The sequence below is a fragment of the Leisingera sp. S232 genome (genome assembly GCF_049800895.1).
GTDB lineage: Bacteria > Pseudomonadota > Alphaproteobacteria > Rhodobacterales > Rhodobacteraceae > Leisingera.
Genome location: NZ_JBNAFX010000009.1, coordinates 40,870 through 56,231, shown reverse-complemented (window position 1 = coordinate 56,231; position 15,362 = coordinate 40,870). Strand labels below are relative to the sequence as shown.

The 15,362-nt window shown below is 61.7% G+C and carries 18 protein-coding genes and 1 other RNA gene; 6 read left to right on the top strand and 13 right to left on the bottom strand.

Annotated elements, in window-relative coordinates:
- Positions 1–18: 18 nt before the first annotated feature.
- Positions 19–1,305: a guanine deaminase gene (gene guaD, locus ACP151_RS08470; protein ID WP_424978452.1), complete on the top strand. Its 1,287-nt coding sequence runs from the start codon at positions 19–21 to the stop codon at positions 1,303–1,305.
- 64 nt (positions 1,306–1,369) lie between these two features.
- Here the strand turns inward: guaD and ACP151_RS08465 are convergent, their stop codons facing one another.
- The 3 genes from ACP151_RS08465 to ACP151_RS08455 form a co-directional block, all read right to left on the bottom strand.
- Positions 1,370–2,704, bottom strand: coding sequence for an 8-oxoguanine deaminase (locus ACP151_RS08465; RefSeq protein ID WP_424978451.1), 1,335 nt, complete (start codon positions 2,702–2,704; stop codon positions 1,370–1,372).
- Positions 2,705–2,820: 116 nt separating this feature from the next.
- Entirely contained in the window at positions 2,821–3,612 is a 792-nt protein-coding gene (gene hisN, locus ACP151_RS08460) for a histidinol-phosphatase (RefSeq protein WP_424978450.1), read from the bottom strand.
- Between the two features lie 115 nt (positions 3,613–3,727).
- Positions 3,728–4,099 (bottom strand): helix-turn-helix domain-containing protein, encoded by a 372-nt coding sequence (locus ACP151_RS08455; RefSeq protein ID WP_424978449.1) that lies wholly within the window; start codon positions 4,097–4,099, stop codon positions 3,728–3,730.
- Between the two features lie 350 nt (positions 4,100–4,449).
- Here ACP151_RS08455 and ACP151_RS08450 point away from each other — a divergent pair, with 350 nt between their 5' ends.
- Positions 4,450–5,415 (top strand): NADPH:quinone oxidoreductase family protein, encoded by a 966-nt coding sequence (locus tag ACP151_RS08450; RefSeq protein ID WP_424978448.1) that lies wholly within the window; start codon positions 4,450–4,452, stop codon positions 5,413–5,415.
- Between the two features lie 186 nt (positions 5,416–5,601).
- On the opposite strand, the gene ACP151_RS08445 is transcribed toward ACP151_RS08450, so the two are convergent.
- Positions 5,602–6,483 (bottom strand): LysR family transcriptional regulator, encoded by an 882-nt coding sequence (locus ACP151_RS08445; RefSeq protein ID WP_424978447.1) that lies wholly within the window; start codon positions 6,481–6,483, stop codon positions 5,602–5,604.
- Positions 6,484–6,608: 125 nt separating this feature from the next.
- Between ACP151_RS08445 and ACP151_RS08440 the strand changes: the two genes are divergently transcribed.
- From ACP151_RS08440 to ACP151_RS08430, 3 genes are all read left to right on the top strand, one after another.
- Positions 6,609–6,830, top strand: coding sequence for a DUF1127 domain-containing protein (locus ACP151_RS08440; protein ID WP_424978446.1), 222 nt, complete (start codon positions 6,609–6,611; stop codon positions 6,828–6,830).
- A 196-nt stretch (positions 6,831–7,026) separates the two neighbouring features.
- The gene (locus tag ACP151_RS08435) at positions 7,027–7,803 is read left to right on the top strand and encodes a Bax inhibitor-1/YccA family protein (RefSeq protein WP_424978445.1); all 777 of its coding nucleotides are present in this window, start codon (positions 7,027–7,029) and stop codon (positions 7,801–7,803) included.
- A gap of 86 nt (positions 7,804–7,889) precedes the next feature.
- A complete protein-coding gene (locus ACP151_RS08430) occupies positions 7,890–8,363 on the top strand; it encodes an N-acetyltransferase family protein (RefSeq protein ID WP_424978444.1) in 474 nt (157 codons plus the stop codon).
- A 2-nt stretch (positions 8,364–8,365) separates the two neighbouring features.
- Here the strand turns inward: ACP151_RS08430 and ACP151_RS08425 are convergent, their stop codons facing one another.
- From ACP151_RS08425 to gatC, 7 genes are all read right to left on the bottom strand, one after another.
- Positions 8,366–8,782, bottom strand: a complete 417-nt coding sequence (locus ACP151_RS08425; RefSeq protein ID WP_424978443.1) for a hypothetical protein — start codon at positions 8,780–8,782, stop codon at positions 8,366–8,368.
- A gap of 196 nt (positions 8,783–8,978) precedes the next feature.
- Positions 8,979–9,146 carry a 50S ribosomal protein L33 gene (rpmG, locus tag ACP151_RS08420; protein ID WP_008554190.1) on the bottom strand — a complete coding sequence of 56 codons (168 nt, stop codon included), beginning with the start codon at positions 9,144–9,146 and terminating at the stop codon, positions 8,979–8,981.
- 118 nt (positions 9,147–9,264) lie between these two features.
- Positions 9,265–9,676, bottom strand: an RNA gene (rnpB, locus tag ACP151_RS08415) — RNase P RNA component class A.
- Positions 9,677–9,806: 130 nt separating this feature from the next.
- Positions 9,807–10,469 (bottom strand): N-acetylmuramoyl-L-alanine amidase, encoded by a 663-nt coding sequence (locus tag ACP151_RS08410; RefSeq protein ID WP_424978442.1) that lies wholly within the window; start codon positions 10,467–10,469, stop codon positions 9,807–9,809.
- A complete protein-coding gene (locus ACP151_RS08405) occupies positions 10,469–11,248 on the bottom strand; it encodes a hypothetical protein (protein WP_424978441.1) in 780 nt (259 codons plus the stop codon). Before ACP151_RS08405 ends, ACP151_RS08410 begins: the two co-directional genes overlap by 1 nt.
- Before the next feature lie 40 nt (positions 11,249–11,288).
- The gene (gene gatA, locus ACP151_RS08400; protein ID WP_424978440.1) at positions 11,289–12,776 is read right to left on the bottom strand and encodes an Asp-tRNA(Asn)/Glu-tRNA(Gln) amidotransferase subunit GatA; all 1,488 of its coding nucleotides are present in this window, start codon (positions 12,774–12,776) and stop codon (positions 11,289–11,291) included.
- A 5-nt stretch (positions 12,777–12,781) separates the two neighbouring features.
- Positions 12,782–13,069, bottom strand: coding sequence for an Asp-tRNA(Asn)/Glu-tRNA(Gln) amidotransferase subunit GatC (gatC, locus tag ACP151_RS08395; RefSeq protein ID WP_039133603.1), 288 nt, complete (start codon positions 13,067–13,069; stop codon positions 12,782–12,784).
- Positions 13,070–13,647: 578 nt separating this feature from the next.
- On the opposite strand from gatC, the gene ACP151_RS08390 reads away from it, so the two are divergent.
- A complete protein-coding gene (locus tag ACP151_RS08390; protein ID WP_424978439.1) occupies positions 13,648–14,340 on the top strand; it encodes a metal-dependent hydrolase in 693 nt (230 codons plus the stop codon).
- A 102-nt stretch (positions 14,341–14,442) separates the two neighbouring features.
- On the opposite strand, the gene ACP151_RS08385 is transcribed toward ACP151_RS08390, so the two are convergent.
- A complete protein-coding gene (locus tag ACP151_RS08385) occupies positions 14,443–15,066 on the bottom strand; it encodes a DNA-3-methyladenine glycosylase I (protein ID WP_424978438.1) in 624 nt (207 codons plus the stop codon).
- Positions 15,063–15,356, bottom strand: a complete 294-nt coding sequence (locus tag ACP151_RS08380; RefSeq protein WP_424978437.1) for a YciI family protein — start codon at positions 15,354–15,356, stop codon at positions 15,063–15,065. Before ACP151_RS08380 ends, ACP151_RS08385 begins: the two co-directional genes overlap by 4 nt.
- Positions 15,357–15,362: the final 6 nt, after the last annotated feature.

The window sequence follows — 15,362 nt, the reverse complement described above, 5'->3', positions numbered from 1 at the left end:
AAGGAAAGGGTTCAGCGCATGGACACCGGTTACATCCTGAAGGGGCACGTTCTTGCTTTCACCACCTCCCCTTTCACCGAAGAGCGCCCCGAGGACGCCGCCCGGCTGCGGGGCGCGGTGGCGGTGCGGGATGGGCGGATCGCAGGGACCGGCACATTTGCCGACATGCGGGCTCTGCTGCCAGAGGCGGAGACCGTGGATCACAGCGGCAAGCTGATCATGGCCGGCTTTGTCGATGCCCATGTCCATTACCCGCAGACAGCCGTTATCGCCAGCTGGGGCAAACGGCTGATCGACTGGCTGAACAGCTATAGTTTTCCGGAGGAAATGCGGTTCGCAGACCGTGCCTACGCCGATGAGATCGCCGCACGTTATCTGGATCTGACGACGGCGCATGGCACCACCACAGTCTGCAGTTTTTGCACCATCCACCCCGAAAGCGTGGACGCGTTGTTTGCAGCGGCGCAAGCGCGCGGGCAGCGGGTGGCGGGTGGCAAGACCTGCATGGATCGCAATGCGCCGGATGGGCTGCGGGACACCGCACAGTCGGCCTATGACGATTCTGAAGCGCTGATTGCCCGCTGGCACGGCACGGACCGGCTGGAATATGCGATATCGCCGCGGTTTTCACCAACCTCGACACCGGAACAGCTGGAGGCGATGGGCGCGCTCTGGGCCAAGCACCCGGAATGCCTGATGCAGACGCATCTGAGCGAACAGACGGATGAAATCGCGTGGGTGAAGTCGCTGTTTCCGCAGGCGCGCGACTATCTGGACACCTACGAGGAGTTTGGCCTGCTCGGTGCCAAAGGGCTGTATGGCCACGCCATCCACCTGGAAGACCGCGAGCGACACCGGCTGCGCGACTATGGCGCGGCACTGATCCATTGCCCGACATCAAACACTTTTATCGGCTCCGGCTTGTTCGACATGGCCGGGCTGATGGCTGAGGGGCAGCGGATCGGGCTTGCTACCGACACAGGGGGAGGATCCAGTTTTTCAATGCTGCGCACCCTGGCTGCAGCCTATGAGATCGGTCAGCTGCGCGGCACCCCTCTGCATGCGGCGCAGCTGCTGTGGTTGGCGACACAAGGATCCGCGACCGCGCTGCGGATGGAGGATAAAATCGGCAATGCCGCCGCAGGCATGGAAGCTGACTTGGTCGTTCTGGATCTGGCCTCCACCCCGGCCATCGCCCAACGGGCTGCGCGGGCCGAAGACATTTGGGAAGCCGTTTTTCCGACGATCATGATGGGGGATGACCGGGCCATTGCCGAGGTATGGATCGGCGGCAGGCGGGTTTAGAAGGGGCGCAGACGCGCCCCTGCCTCCGGCGGGGATACTTAGAGCCAGAAGAAGAACCGGGCCTTCACTGCATCAGCTGCTGCGCCAGCTGGCCATGGCGTTCGATCAGGCGTGGCAGGTCTATTGTGGTCAGCTCGCCGCTGCGGATGATCTGCCTGCCCTCGACAAACAGGTGCTTGACCTGGGTTGGCCCGGCCAGCAGCAGTGCAGCAGTGTCCCAGCTGCCGCTGGAGGCCACGCCCCGAGTGTCCCATATGGCAATATCGGCGCGTTTTCCCGGCGCCAGCCGGCCGCAATCGGGGCGGCCCAACACATCGGCGCCGCCGCAGGTGGCGATTTCCAGCGCCTCATAGGCGCTCATTGCGTCGGCCCCGTTGGCAACCCGCTGCAACAGCATGGCCTGCCGTGCCTCGGCGCTGAGGCTGGCCATGTCGTTGCTGGCGGAACCGTCAACGCCCAGCCCTACCGGCACGCCCGCATCGCGCATCGCACGCACAGGTGCAATACCGCTGCCAAGTCGGCAGTTGGAACAGGGACAATGCGCAACCCCGGTGCGGGTTCTGGCAAACAGATCAATCTCTTGCAGATCGAGTTTCACGCAGTGAGCGTGCCAGACATCATCGCCGGTCCACCCCAGTTCCTCCGCGTATTGCCCCGGCCGGCAGCCAAAATTGGCCAAGGAATAGGCGATGTCTTCTTCGTTCTCAGCCAAATGTGTGTGCAGCATCACGCCCTTGTCCCGGGCCAGCAGCGCAGCATCGCGCATCAGCCCGCGACTGACCGAGAAGGGAGAGCATGGCGCCAGTCCAACCCGGCACATGGAGCCTTCGGACGCGTCATGAAAGGCGTCCACCACCCGGATCATGTCGTCCAGAATGGCGTGTTCTTCCTCTACCAGACTGTCCGGCGGCAGGCCGCCTGCGCTTTCGCCAATGCTCATGGCGCCACGGGTCGGGTGAAACCGCAAGCCGACCTCACGGGCAGCGTGGATGGTATCCTCCAGCCGGGCGCCGTTAGGATAGAGATACAGATGGTCCGAACTGAGGGTGCAGCCCGACAGCGCCAGTTCAGCCAGCCCCAGCTGGGCAGAGACGAACATCTCCTGCGGGGTGAAGCGGGCCCAGACAGGGTAGAGCCGCTGCAGCCAGCCGAACAGCAGCGCGTCCTGAGCGCCAGGCACCGCACGGGTCAGGTTCTGGTAGAGATGGTGGTGGGTGTTGACCAGCCCCGGCGTCACCACACAGCCCTGGCCGGATACCACCTCTCCGCTGGTTTGCAGCCCCTGCCCTATGGCGGCAATTTGACCGCCGCGGATCAGTACATCGGCGCCATGCAGCACTTGGCGCGCGTCATCCATCGTCAGGATGGTGTCGGCATTTTTAATCAGGAATTCTGACATCTTCACACACTCCTATTGGCCGCCCGCTTCTAGGAATGTGTGGTTGGCCGACGGAAAACGGGCGAAGAGCCGGCCTGCGGTCAAAATAGAGGCCGCTGCGCCCGGTTTCAAGGCGCTCAGCTCTGGCGCAGAAGCTCCAGCGCGGCGGCATGGATGTCCGCATTGGCCGCAGCCAGGGCACGGCCGCCATTGTGGGCCGGATTGCCGTCCCAATCAGTCACAATACCACCCGCAGCCTGGATCACAGCAATCGGCGCCTGGATGTCATAGGCATTGAGGCCTGCTTCGATCACCAGGTCCGCCTGCCCAGCTGCGACCAGCGCATAAGCGTAGCAATCCATGCCATAACGTGTCAGCTTGGCCTGTGCGGCAACGCGCTCAAAACCGGCGCGTTCCTTGGGGGTTCCAACTTCGGGGAAAGTGGTGAACAGGGTCGCTTCAGCCAGCGCTGCGGTACTTCTGGTTTTCAGCGCCATTTCCCCCAGCGGGCCAGTCATTGCGGCGATTTCCGCGCTGCCACAGAAACGTTCGCCGGTGTAGGGCTGGTCGATCACCCCCAGAAACGGGCCGTTTTCATCCGCCAGCGCAATCAGCACGCCCCAGGTCGGCGTGCCACTGATGAAACCACGGGTGCCATCAATCGGGTCCAGCACCCAGGTGCGGCCGGAGCGGCCCGCAACGCGTCCGAACTCCTCGCCCAGAATGCCATCTTCGGGACGGAAATCTGCCAGCACCGCACGCATCGCCTGCTCGGCGGCGCGATCGGCCACTGTAACCGGATCAAACCCGCCTTCAAGCTTGTTTTCGGCGTTCAATGAAGAGGTTCTGAAATGCGGAAGGATGGCAGCGCGGGCCGCGTCTGCCATCCTGTTCGCTACGTCGAAGTCCGTGAGTGTTGCCTGTGTCATAGCAAACGGGTGCCACCCAGACGTTTTCATTGCAAGCGCAAACCCAGCCGTTTCCGGGATCGACGCTGCAAATTTCTGTCAGACCCGTTTCAAAGTCTGATCCCTGTCCCTGTCTTCAGGCGACGTCGCTCAGCACCCGCGCCAATTCAAACAGGCGGCGGCGCTGGTTTTCCGGGATCGAATAATAGGAGCGCACCAAATCCAATGCTTCCTTGTCGCCCATCAGATCCTCCGGGACGGAAGCCTTGTCCGCCGGGGCCTTGCTCTCTTCCTGCAAGCCCTCGAAGAAGAAGCTCACCGGGACCTCCAGCGCATCAGAAATATCCCAAAGCCGGGATGCGCTGACCCGGTTCGCACCGGTTTCATATTTCTGAATCTGCTGGAACTTGATGCCGACTTGCTCGGCGAGCTGCTGCTGCGTCATGCCAATCAGCCACCGACGGTGGCGTATGCGCTTTCCCACATGCACGTCTACGGGATGAGCCATGCGTTTCTCCTAACTGTCATTTTGATCAAATCCCGAACCACAGTACCAATTTCAGCATTCCGGCGCCTTGAAAAATCTGCCGGAAACGCATTTCCCCATCAGCGCGATCAGTCTTTGACCTCTGCACAAAATTGTACAACCCTTGCGGTTGATTGCAATACCGCCGTCGCCCCAAAGGGAGACTATTGCCTCAAACGCATGATTTCACGCAGCATTTTTTCAAATGTTTTATTGCCAATTATCTGCAGAGTGGGTACCTCCCCAGAAATAGCGAGGTGCAAGCCACCGGTACACCCCAGCAGAGTAGCCCGACGAATCATCAGATTTCCCGCGAAAGGTGAGGAGAAGACATGCAGGCCTACCAAGTCTCTGAAATTGGCAGCCCGGCGTCCCTGACGGAAACGCGATGCCCAGCCCCCGACCCTGGCCAAGCCGCAGTTTCCCTGCGGGCCTGCGGCCTGAACTTTGCCGACCTTCTCATGATGAAAGGGACGTATCAGGACACTCCCGAACCGCCGTTCACTCTGGGACTGGAAGCTGCAGGGGTGGTGACCGCGCTTGGGGAAGGCACCCAAGGCTTCGAAACCGGCGACCGTGTGGCCGTGTTTGGCGGTTCCGGCGGGCTGGCAGAAGCAGGTGTGTTTGATGCCGCCCGACTGATCCGCATCCCCGATGCGATGCGTTTTGAACACGCCGCTGCCCTGCAGATCGCCTATGGCACAAGCCATATGGCACTGGACCATTGCGCGCGGCTGCAACAGGGCGAAACGCTGCTGGTGACTGGTGCAGCGGGCGGCGTCGGCCTGACCGCTGTGGAAATTGGCAAGCTGATGGGGGCCACGGTGATCGCGCAGGCCCGCGGCCGGGACAAGCTGGAGGTGGCAGCGGCCGCCGGTGCAGATCATCTGATCGACGCCGATGAGGACCTGCGCGTTGCAGTCAAGGCGCTAGGCGGGGCGGATGTAGTCTATGACGCCATTGGCGGTGACGTGTGGAAAGCAGCGTTCCGCTCGGCCAATCCAGGCGCCCGGCTGCTGCCGGTGGGCTTCGCCGGAGGCGAAGTGCCACAGATCCCGGCCAACCACCTGCTGGTGAAAAACCTGACCGTGATCGGCTTCTACCTGGGCGGCTACATGAAGGCCCGTCCCGAAGCCGTGCGCCAGTCGTTTGAAACGCTGTTTGCCTGGCACGGCGAGGGCCGCATTAAGCCACATATCAGCCATACGCTGCCGCTGTCGCAGGCTGCCGAAGGGCTGGAGCTTCTGCGCAGCCGCAAATCCACCGGCAAGGTGGTGATTACCATGGGCAACAGCTGACAGGTTGCACTGGCGCCCTGATGGCAGCGCGTCTCCCGCCCGCTGACAGCACATTTCTGCGAAATGCACCGCAACAGTTGGGCCAGGCTCAGCGCCAACGGCGCTGAGCCTGGCCCAAGGCCGCCAAGGTCGCTCTGGCGCAGCCAGGGCGGCCTGCGGGCGCGGGAGCCTTAGCTTGCCTCCAGTTCATCCGGCAACGCGCAAGGGCGCGGCCCAGAGCCCCTGAAAGCCCTGCCGGATGAACTCTGCCAGTTCCTCGACGTAGGGCGCGTGCACGCGTTCCGCGCCATAGAGGTTGATGTGCTGCATCGGAAGTTCCGGCAGGCCGCAGCCCGGACCGATCAGCTCCTGATAGGGCGGCTGGGTGCCCTCCATCAGCACGCCGACGGCAAGGTCAGCGCTGATTGTTGCCTCGACCGTGCGGTCAGAATCGCTGTCCAGCGCCATCTCCCATTCGATGCCCGCCTCATCCAGTGCCGCCGTCGCAACCGGGCGGAAACTGCAGTTGCGGCAGAAGCCAAGCCGCAAAGGACGCTGCCGCCAGACCGATCCATCCGGCGCGCCGGCCCAACGCAGCGGCATGCTGTGGATCGTCTCGGCGCCTTCACCTGCCCCCGTTTCGGTGGTCAGGATCAGATCAAAAGCGCCGCGCGCGAACTCAGTCTTAAGATCGCGGGTGTTGGACGTGCAGAGATTAACGTTCATCCGCGGATAGCTGAGACTGAAGCGCTTCAGCACCTGCGGAATAACCGGATGCACCACATCATGTGGCACACCCAGCAGCACCTCTCCCTCAAAGGCCTGATCGGTGAGCCGGCTGATCATTTCGTCATTCAGCGCCACCATCTTGCGCGCATAGCCCAGCATCTGCTCGCCCCCGGAAGTCAGCGCGATGGTGCGTCCGGAGCGGTCCAGCAGCTCCAGCCCCAACAATTCCTCCAACCGCTTCATCTGCATCGAGACCGCTGACTGGGTCAGATGCAGGAAACCGGCGGCGCGGGTGACGCCGCCATATTCCGCGACCGCCACAAAGGAGCGGAGCGTGGTGATATCGAGATTTCTTACCATCACAAAACCTGATTCATTGGATCAAAAACATTCGTTTCAAAAATATGCCACAAGACTTCATACTCATCAACACAATTGATCACCCAGAAGGGATGCATCACAAATCCAACTGAAGGACCAAGCCCATGACCCTCGTGACCTCAACCTGCACTACCTCTTGTCTCAGCACAAAACCGCAGCTTCCCCTGTCCAACCGCTTGCGGCAGCGCATGGCGGCTTGGCGCCAGCGCCGCCAGCTGGCCAGGCTGGATGCCCGCGCCCTGGAGGACATCGGCGTAACACGCGCCGAGGCCGAGGCAGAGGCCCGCGGCGGGTTCTGGAAGGCACCGGATTACTGGCGCTATTGAGAAAACGGCCCTTCAAAATCACCCGCCTTCGGCACGGGCTGCTGCAAAGCAGCCCGTTTGGATGTTTTTCATGTATTTCTTTGACTGAAATACTTGAACCGAACTCCGCTTCACCCGATATTTGACGGGAAAGCTGCCGCCTGCGGTCCCATTCGTGTGTCGGCAGCGAGGGAGTAGATTACGGAGACCATTCAATATGGCACAATTCGATACCATCCGCTCTGCTGCAGGCGCCAGCGCCCAGCAGATTGATGCGGGCCTGCGCGCCCATATGAACAAAGTCTATGCCACCATGTCGGCAGGCACGTTCATCACCTTCCTGGCCGCCTGGGCGATTGCCGGGCTGGCCGTTACTGCGGACCCGGCCAATGCCGTGGCCCAGCTGAGCGCCGACAAATACCTGACCAGCGTCGGCTATGCGCTTTATGCCTCGCCGCTGAAGTGGGTCATCATGTTTGCGCCGCTGGCCTTCATTTTCGGCATCGGCGCCGCTGCAAACCGCATGTCAGCGGCCGGCGTGCAGCTGCTGTTCTATGTCTTCGCTACCGTGATGGGACTGTCGATCAGCTCGATCTTCCTGGTTTTCACCGGTGACAGCATCGTACAGGTGTTCCTGATCACGTCCATCGCCTTTGCAGGCCTGTCGCTGGTGGGCTACACTACCAAGAAGGACCTCAGCGGCATGGGCTCCTTCCTGATCATGGGTCTGATCGGCCTGATCGTAGCATCGATCGTCAACATCTTCCTGGCGTCTTCCGCCATGGCATTTGCAATCTCGGTGATTGGCGTGCTGATCTTTGCCGGCCTGACCGCCTATGACACCCAGCGGATCAAGAACGACTACCTGCAGATGGCCCACGCAGGCGACCAGGAGTGGCTGGCTAAGTCCGCGATCATGGGCGCCCTCAGCCTCTATCTGGACTTCATCAACATGTTCATGATGCTGCTCCAGCTGCTTGGAAACCGCGAATAATCGCAGGACACAATCCAAAACAGCCAGGGGCGGATCCGAGCGATCCGCCCTTTTTTATTTCGACAACAATAATAAGGGAAACCCCCATGAAAATCATTGAGGTTTCGGCCGCCGAAGCAAACCGTCTGCTGCCCCTGCTGCAAGACCTGCATGCACTGCACGCTGAGCATCAGCCCCGCCGCCATGCTGCTGTTCCTGAAAGTCGCGCACTCAGTGTCTGGCTGCAGGATTGGCTGCAGCAGGACAACGTTTCTGCACTGGCCGCCGAAAGCCCGCAGGGCGCACTGCTGGGCTATCTGATCTACGAACTGCAGGACCGGCCCGCTCTGCCTGTGCGAGCAGCGGAAACCCGCGCCATGCTGCACCACATCTCAGTCACCGAAGCATGGCGCCGGATGGGCGTTGGCAAGGCGCTGGTAAAAGCAATGAAGGCGCGTGCGCTAACCGCAGGCGCCACGGTGATCGCGGCAACCTATGCGCCGTTCAACAGCGCCTCTGCGGCGCTGATGCAAAGCATGGGAATGGCGCCTGTGCTGACTGTGGCGGAGTGGCGCGCCTAGGATCAGACCCCGGCACAGTCCAGAGCGGCGGAGATAGCCAAAATTCCCTGCCGCCCTGCCAGCTTCCGGATGCTGCCTTCAACTCGGCAACCGGTGGTCCTGCGCATTAGTCCATGCAGCTCTGTCTCTGCGATTTCAGGCAGGACCGGTACCGCGCTGGTCTCTGCAACACTTAGAACCGCCATCCCGGACCGACCTGATCTGACCAGATTCAGCAGCAGATTGCGCCCGCCAAAACGCACATGCATGTCAGAAACATCCTGACGCCCTGACGTCTTCTGAACGGACGCTTCGGTCCCGGCTGGCAAGGGCTCAGCACTGACAGCCGACAGCAGCGGAACCGCCACTTTGGCTTCATAAAAGCCCGAGACTGGCGCCGCGGCCAAGGCCAGCACAACTGACAACAAAAAAACCTTCACAGTAGTTCACCCGCCTGTCTGTTTACCCACAGCTGTCAGGTTAGGCTCGAAATGGGGCAAGAAGGCGCCAGCACGGCCGGCAATCCGCGAAGCATTTTCCGAAAATTGATCCCGGCACGCCGGGGCTGTGGTCTCAAAAAAGAAACGGGCCGTGCAATGCACGACCCGTCTCCGATAATCAATCAGCAAGGAAAGCTTACTTGATTTTGCCTTCTTTGTACTCGACGTGCTTGCGCACAACCGGGTCGTATTTGCGGACGACCATTTTCTCGGTCATGGTGCGTGCATTTTTCTTGGTCACATAGAAGTGGCCGGTGCCCGCGCTCGAGTTCAGGCGGATCTTGATGGTGGTCGGCTTCGCCATGGTGCTTCTCCTGCGTCCGAAAAGGCAGGGGCCTCTCGGTAAATTCCTATCTGAAGCCCGGCTTTTACCCGCCTCAGCCCCCAAGTCAACCGGATTCGCCCCGTTCCCCGAAGGATTTATGCACAGAAGGCCTGTAAGCCGGATCCTGTCCCCCCTGCCCCGTAAGACAGGGATCGACGGCCATTCATCTAGGCGACGCATTGCTGCGCCGCTCAAGCTGCCAACCCGGTCCCTCTCGGCTGAAGCGAACCTAGCGGCGGTTTTCCGGAGAACCGGAACCTGCCCGCGCGGGGACCCTATTTGGCATTGCTCCCGGTGGGGCTTGCCGTGCCACCCCTGTTGCCAGGGGCGCGGTGGGCTCTTACCCCACCGTTTCACCCTTACCAGCCCGGAGGCCGGCGGTCTGTTTTCTGTGGCGCTTTCCGTCGGGTTTCCCCGCCCGGGCGTTACCCGGCACCGCTGCTTCATGGAGTCCGGACTTTCCTCCCGCGCGGATCTGACCCCGCGCCGACGGCCGTCCAGCCTTCTGTGCGAAGCGAGGCCTAGGAACAACGGCGCCCGGCGTCAAGCGGATAGTGCAGGCAACAGGGGCGCTGCCCCTCTTGGCCTATGGCCAATTCCCCCGGGGTACTTCGGACCAGAAAGAAGCAAATTCACCTGTCAGCCCAACGGCGAAAAGTCCGCAGGCTCCAGTGGCCCGGACGCCCAGGGGCGGAACCGCAGCCGAACAGCAGACAGCAGTGTTGCGTCATCCACGGGCGCTGTGAACCCCGCGGATGACGCAGCTTTGCGGAAACCATCAGCAGAGACATCCTGCGGGACAGAGCCGTGCCCGGTTCCAAGCGCAAGATTCTGGCGGGCCAGCCGCCCCCAGTCAAAGTGCGGGCCAGGATCCGATTTGCGGCCTGGGGCCATGCAGGAATGGCCAATGACCCCCGCAGCCGGGATGTTCCAGCGCTGCATGATGCCGCGCATCAGCACCTCAAGTGCCGCCATTTGAGCAGCACCAAAGGGGTGGCACCCCCGGTTGTCGAGCTCAATGCCGATGGAACGGGAATTGATATCCGCCTGCCCTTTCCATTCGCCTGCTCCGGCGTGCCAGGCGCGGCTGTCTTCGGCCACCATCTGCCAGACGGTACCCTCTGCGCCGATCAGGTAATGGGCTGAAACCTCTGCCGCAGGATCGCAGAGCCGCTCCAGTGCCGCCTGAGCGCTTTCCATGGCGGTGTAGTGCAAAACGATAAGAGACGGCATCAGGCCGTCTCTGCGCGGCCCGAAGTTTGGGCTGGGGTGCCAGATTGTGTCTGGCTGATCCGGCAGCATCAGTTCTGGACGGCCAGCCGGTAGGGCGCCGGATCCCAGCCGCAGGCAAAGCCGTCGCCATCCGGATCGAGCACCTTGCGGTCACGCTGAGGGCCGCCGCTTTCGAGGAAGGCGATCTGCGCCTGATCTGGCGACGCGAATTCGGCGCAGTTGCGCTGGCTGCGTGCCCGCAGGTTGATGCCCGCACGGGTGTAGAGGCGCACCCCTTTGGGATTGGAGGTGCTGAGTGCGTATTTCACTATGTTCGGTCCCGTATCGCCAGCATTTTGCGGTACCGCAGTTGGCTGCACCTGCTGGTACTGCGACCGCTGCTGCTGCAGCCGCGCGGCATCGCTTTCGATGGACTGGCGTGACGACACCGCCTGAAAGTCGTTTTCGTCCGAAATTCCTGCGTTGCCGATCAACTGCGGCGCCGGGTTGGAGGGGCTCGCATCCAGCGCCGCGGAAGCCAAAGCAGTGCGGGACGCGGCCAGCGCCGCCTCTGTCTCACGGGCAATATCCGCGTCACTGGAAGACGCTGCGGCGGCGCTGAAGGCGCCGGCTGCAGTGATGATGGAGCTGCTGCGCGGTGCACCCCCTGTTTGGGAAGGCACCGTTTCGGTGGACACCCGCGCAGGCGGCACCAGCGGATCACCGTTGATGGTGGTCCCTGCGGCTGGCGGTGGCGCAAACGGATCGCCGTCGATGCCAACGCCTGCGGCGCTGTCGGGGATCTGAGGGGAACAGGCAGCCATAACCAGAAGGCTGCCTGCGGCGGCGTAGGATGCGAATGCGCGCATGGGGTACCTGTCAGCTCTGCTCAATTACTTGAGCAGATGCTTACCACCATTGTTGCGGCTTGGCTACAAAGCCTGCGGCATTCTCCATTGCATAGGCCGTGTTCAGCAGATCACCCTCTTCCCAGGGTTTGCCAATCAGCTGCAGCCCCAGCGGCAGACCCTGGGAGTCCAAGCCCGCGGGCACCGCAACTCCCGGCAGTCCCGCCAGGTTCACGGTGACGGTGAAGACATCGTTCAGATACATCTGCACCGGATCCGCCTCAGTCATCTCGCCCAGGCCAAAAGCCGCAGATGGGGTGGCCGGGGTCAGGATCGCGTCGACGCCAGCTGCAAAGACATCTTCGAAGTCCTTCTTGATCAGGGTGCGCACGCGGCGGGCGCGGTTGTAATAGGCGTCATAGAAACCCGCGGACAGCACATAGGTGCCGATCATGACACGGCGCTGCACTTCGGAGCCAAACCCTTCGGCGCGGGTTTTTTCGTACATCTCGGTGATGCCATCCCCCGCTTCCAGCAGCGCACGATGGCCATAGCGAACACCATCGTAGCGCGCCAGATTCGAGGACGCCTCAGCCGGGGCAATCACATAATAGGCAGACAGCGCATACTTTGTGTGCGGCAGCGAGATGTCGACGATCTCGGCGCCTGCAGCCTTTAGCATTTCGGCGCCGTCAGACCAGAGCTTCTCGATCTCACCCGGCATGCCATCCATGCGGTACTCTTTCGGAATACCGATTTTCTTGCCTTTGATGTCGCCGGTCAGCATCGCCTCGAAATCCGGCACCGCCAGTTCGGCGCTTGTCGAATCCTTGGGATCATGGCCGCACATGACCTCGAGCATGATGGCAGCATCGCGTACCGATTTGGTCATCGGGCCGGCCTGGTCCAGCGAGGACGCAAAGGCCACGATGCCCCAGCGCGAGCAACGGCCGTAAGTGGGCTTGATGCCAACTGTGCCGGTGAAGGCGGCAGGCTGGCGGATCGAGCCGCCGGTGTCCGTGCCTGTTGCGGCCAGGCAGAGGTCGGCAGCAACAGCGGATGCGGAACCGCCAGAAGAGCCGCCGGGTGTCAGCTGGGCGTCGTCATTGCCGCGGCGCCAGGGGCTGACGGCATTACCATAGGCAGAGGTTTCGTTGGAGGAGCCCATGGCAAACTCATCCATATTCAGCTTGCCCAGCATGACCGAACCGGCATCGGCCAGTTTCTGGCTGACAGTGGATTCATATTCGGGTTTGAAGCCTTCGAGAATGCTGGATGCTGCCTGGGAAGCGACCCCCTTGGTGCAGAACAGATCCTTGATGCCGATCGGCAGGCCGCACATGGAAGGCGCATCGCCCGCCTTGATGCGTTCGTCTGCAGCCTTGGCACGCTCCAGGGCGATTTCGGGCGTCTTGTGGACAAAGGCGTTGAGCGCATCAGCCGCATCGATTGCCTTGAGGCAGGCCTCGGTCAGCTCAACAGAAGTGGTGTCGCCTTTGCGCAGCGCGTCGCGGGCCTCAGCCAGGCCCAGTTTGTTCAGATCGCTCATGTCTCTTACTCCACGACTTTAGGCACTGCGAAGAAGCCTTCGCGAGCATCCGGCGCATTGGCCAGAACCTTGGGCTGCTGGCTGCCGTCGGTGACTTCATCAACCCGGCGCTTAAGACGCTGCGGCGTCACGGAGGTCATCGGCTCGACGCCGGTCACATCCACCTCGTTCAGCTGTTCGATGAAGCCAAGGATATTGTTGAACTCATCTGCCAGCGCCGGCAGAGCGTCATCCTCGACCTTGATCCGGGCCAGTTTGGCCACTTTGGCGGCGGTGCTTTGGTCAATCGACATGGGAACCCTCATCTGGTGTTGGCTAGGCATTTACCGCTGTGCCGCCTGCGCCGCAAGCCTGCGAAGCTTCCACAGGCGATGGTGCGGTCCATTTTTCTTGCGCTTTCCAAACACCCCGCAACACCCTGCGAAAAAAACTTCGACCAGCACTTGAGCAGGGGCAAACCGATTCAAGGTCTTTGGCGGCAGTCGGCATGATGTCCTGCGTGCCCGGGGGGGGACGACCCGGACATAGTGCTGGTCGGCGGGCGTGGCCGGGATGTGCTGACGGGTGGCTCCGGCGCAGATGATTTTCCCTACCAGACCTGCGTCAGGCCAGATGCAGACATCACCACCGATTTCAATGCCGCTGAGGACCGCGTCTGTCACGACAGTTACAGCTTTGTCGGCCGCTACACTGTTCGCCACAATGACGGGGTACTTTCCTGCGTTTTTGGGCAATACTTACGCCATCTTGCGAGACGCAGAGCTGACGCAGGCCGAGTTCGACTTGAACAGCTGGCAGCCTGGGCTGGGGAGTGCACCCGGGGCTCTTGGCTTCCAGAGGTCGAAACAATGTTTAACAGGAGGAAAAACCAATGAAAATCATCTGGCTGGGCCATGGATCATTCCGCATCGAAACTGGCGACCTGACGCTGCTGGTGGACCCCTGGCTGAGCGGCAACCCGGTGCTGCCCGAAGATCAGCACGAAGCCGCGATTGCCGGCGCCACCCATATCCTGCTGACACATGTGCATTTCGACCACGTGGTGGACGTGCTGCCGCTGGCCAAGAGACTGGAGGTGCCGGTGGTAGGGCAATACGACCTGATGGGCCATTGGGGCGAAACTGAAGGGGTGCAGACTGTTGGCTTCAACAAAGGCGGCACGGTGGATCTGGGCGGCATGAAAGTGGCAATGGTGCCGGCCTCGCACAGCTCCACGTTCAACACCCAGGACGGCCTGCGCACCGGAGGGTCAGAGGTCGGGTACATGCTGATGGCCGAGGGCAAGACGGTCTATCTGTCCGGCGACACTGCGATCATGGCCGACATGGAGTGGATGGGCGATTACTACAAGCCCGATGTGGGCATCCTGTCGGCGGGCGGCCATTTCACCATGGATATGAAACAGGCGGCCTATGCGGCCAAGCGGTACTTCGATTTCAAGACGGTCATTCCCTGCCACTACAAGAGCTTCCCGATCCTGGAACAGGATGCCAAGGAGCTGATCGAAGGGCTGCCGGGGGTGCAGGTGACCGAGCCGGAAGTAATGAAGGCGATCGAGATCTGAAACGGCGCCAGACGAGGCTCTCCCGCCCGTCGCCGGATCTGCCTGGCAGATCCGCTCCCGTTGGGGGTGGCGCCGGGCCTGACGGCCCGGCGCGGGCGGCTCTCAGGCCGCCGGTTTCATCTGCGGCACGGTAAAGGCCAGTCGAGCCGCTGCAGCCTTGTTCCGGCAGATGCAGCCCAGGGCATGGTCATTGATCAGCCCCATCGCCTGCATGAAGGCAAAGGCCGTGGTGGGGCCGACAAACTTCCAGCCACGTTTTTTGAGCGCCTTGGAGAGCGCCACGGAGTCCGGGCTGGTGGAGGCGGTCTGCGGCTCGGGCAAATCCTCCGGTTTCGGCTCAAAGCTCCAGAAAAACGCCGCTAAAGATCCCGCCTCTGCCACCAGTTCCTGCGCGCGGGCAGCATTGTTGATCACCGCCTCGATCTTGCCGCGGTGGCGGATGATGCCTTTGTCCTGCAACAGCCGGTCCACATCCGCTGCGCCAAAACTGGCCATGTCGTTGAAATCAAACCCGGCAAAGGCGGCGCGGAAATTGTCGCGTTTGTCCAGAATCGTCCGCCAGCTCAGGCCGGACTGAAAGCTTTCCAGACAGACCTTCTCGAACAGGCGGATGTCGTCGCCCACCGGATAGCCCCATTCCTCGTCATGATAACGCAGGAAATCCGGCGCAGAGGCGCTCCAGGCGCACCGGGAACGGCCATCGGCGGCGGTAATGATGTTGCTCATTCTACGCTCCGCAGGAAATCAAGCCTTGGGTCCATCATGGTCGGCGCCACGCCGATGATTTCCGGCTCCACCACGCCGCCGGACACAAAGGGGTCCTGCGCGACACGGGCAAACAGAGCCTCCTCTGTTTCTCCCACAGCCAGAATCGCCCCGCCCTCACCATCGGTTATGGAACCGGCGGCAAGAAACACCCCGTCCTCAAAGCCTTGCGCCAGCCAGGCTTTGTGGCCCTCCAGAAATTCGGCCAAACGGTGCTTCTCCGCTGCGAATGTGAGCAAAATGAAATACATGCCTGT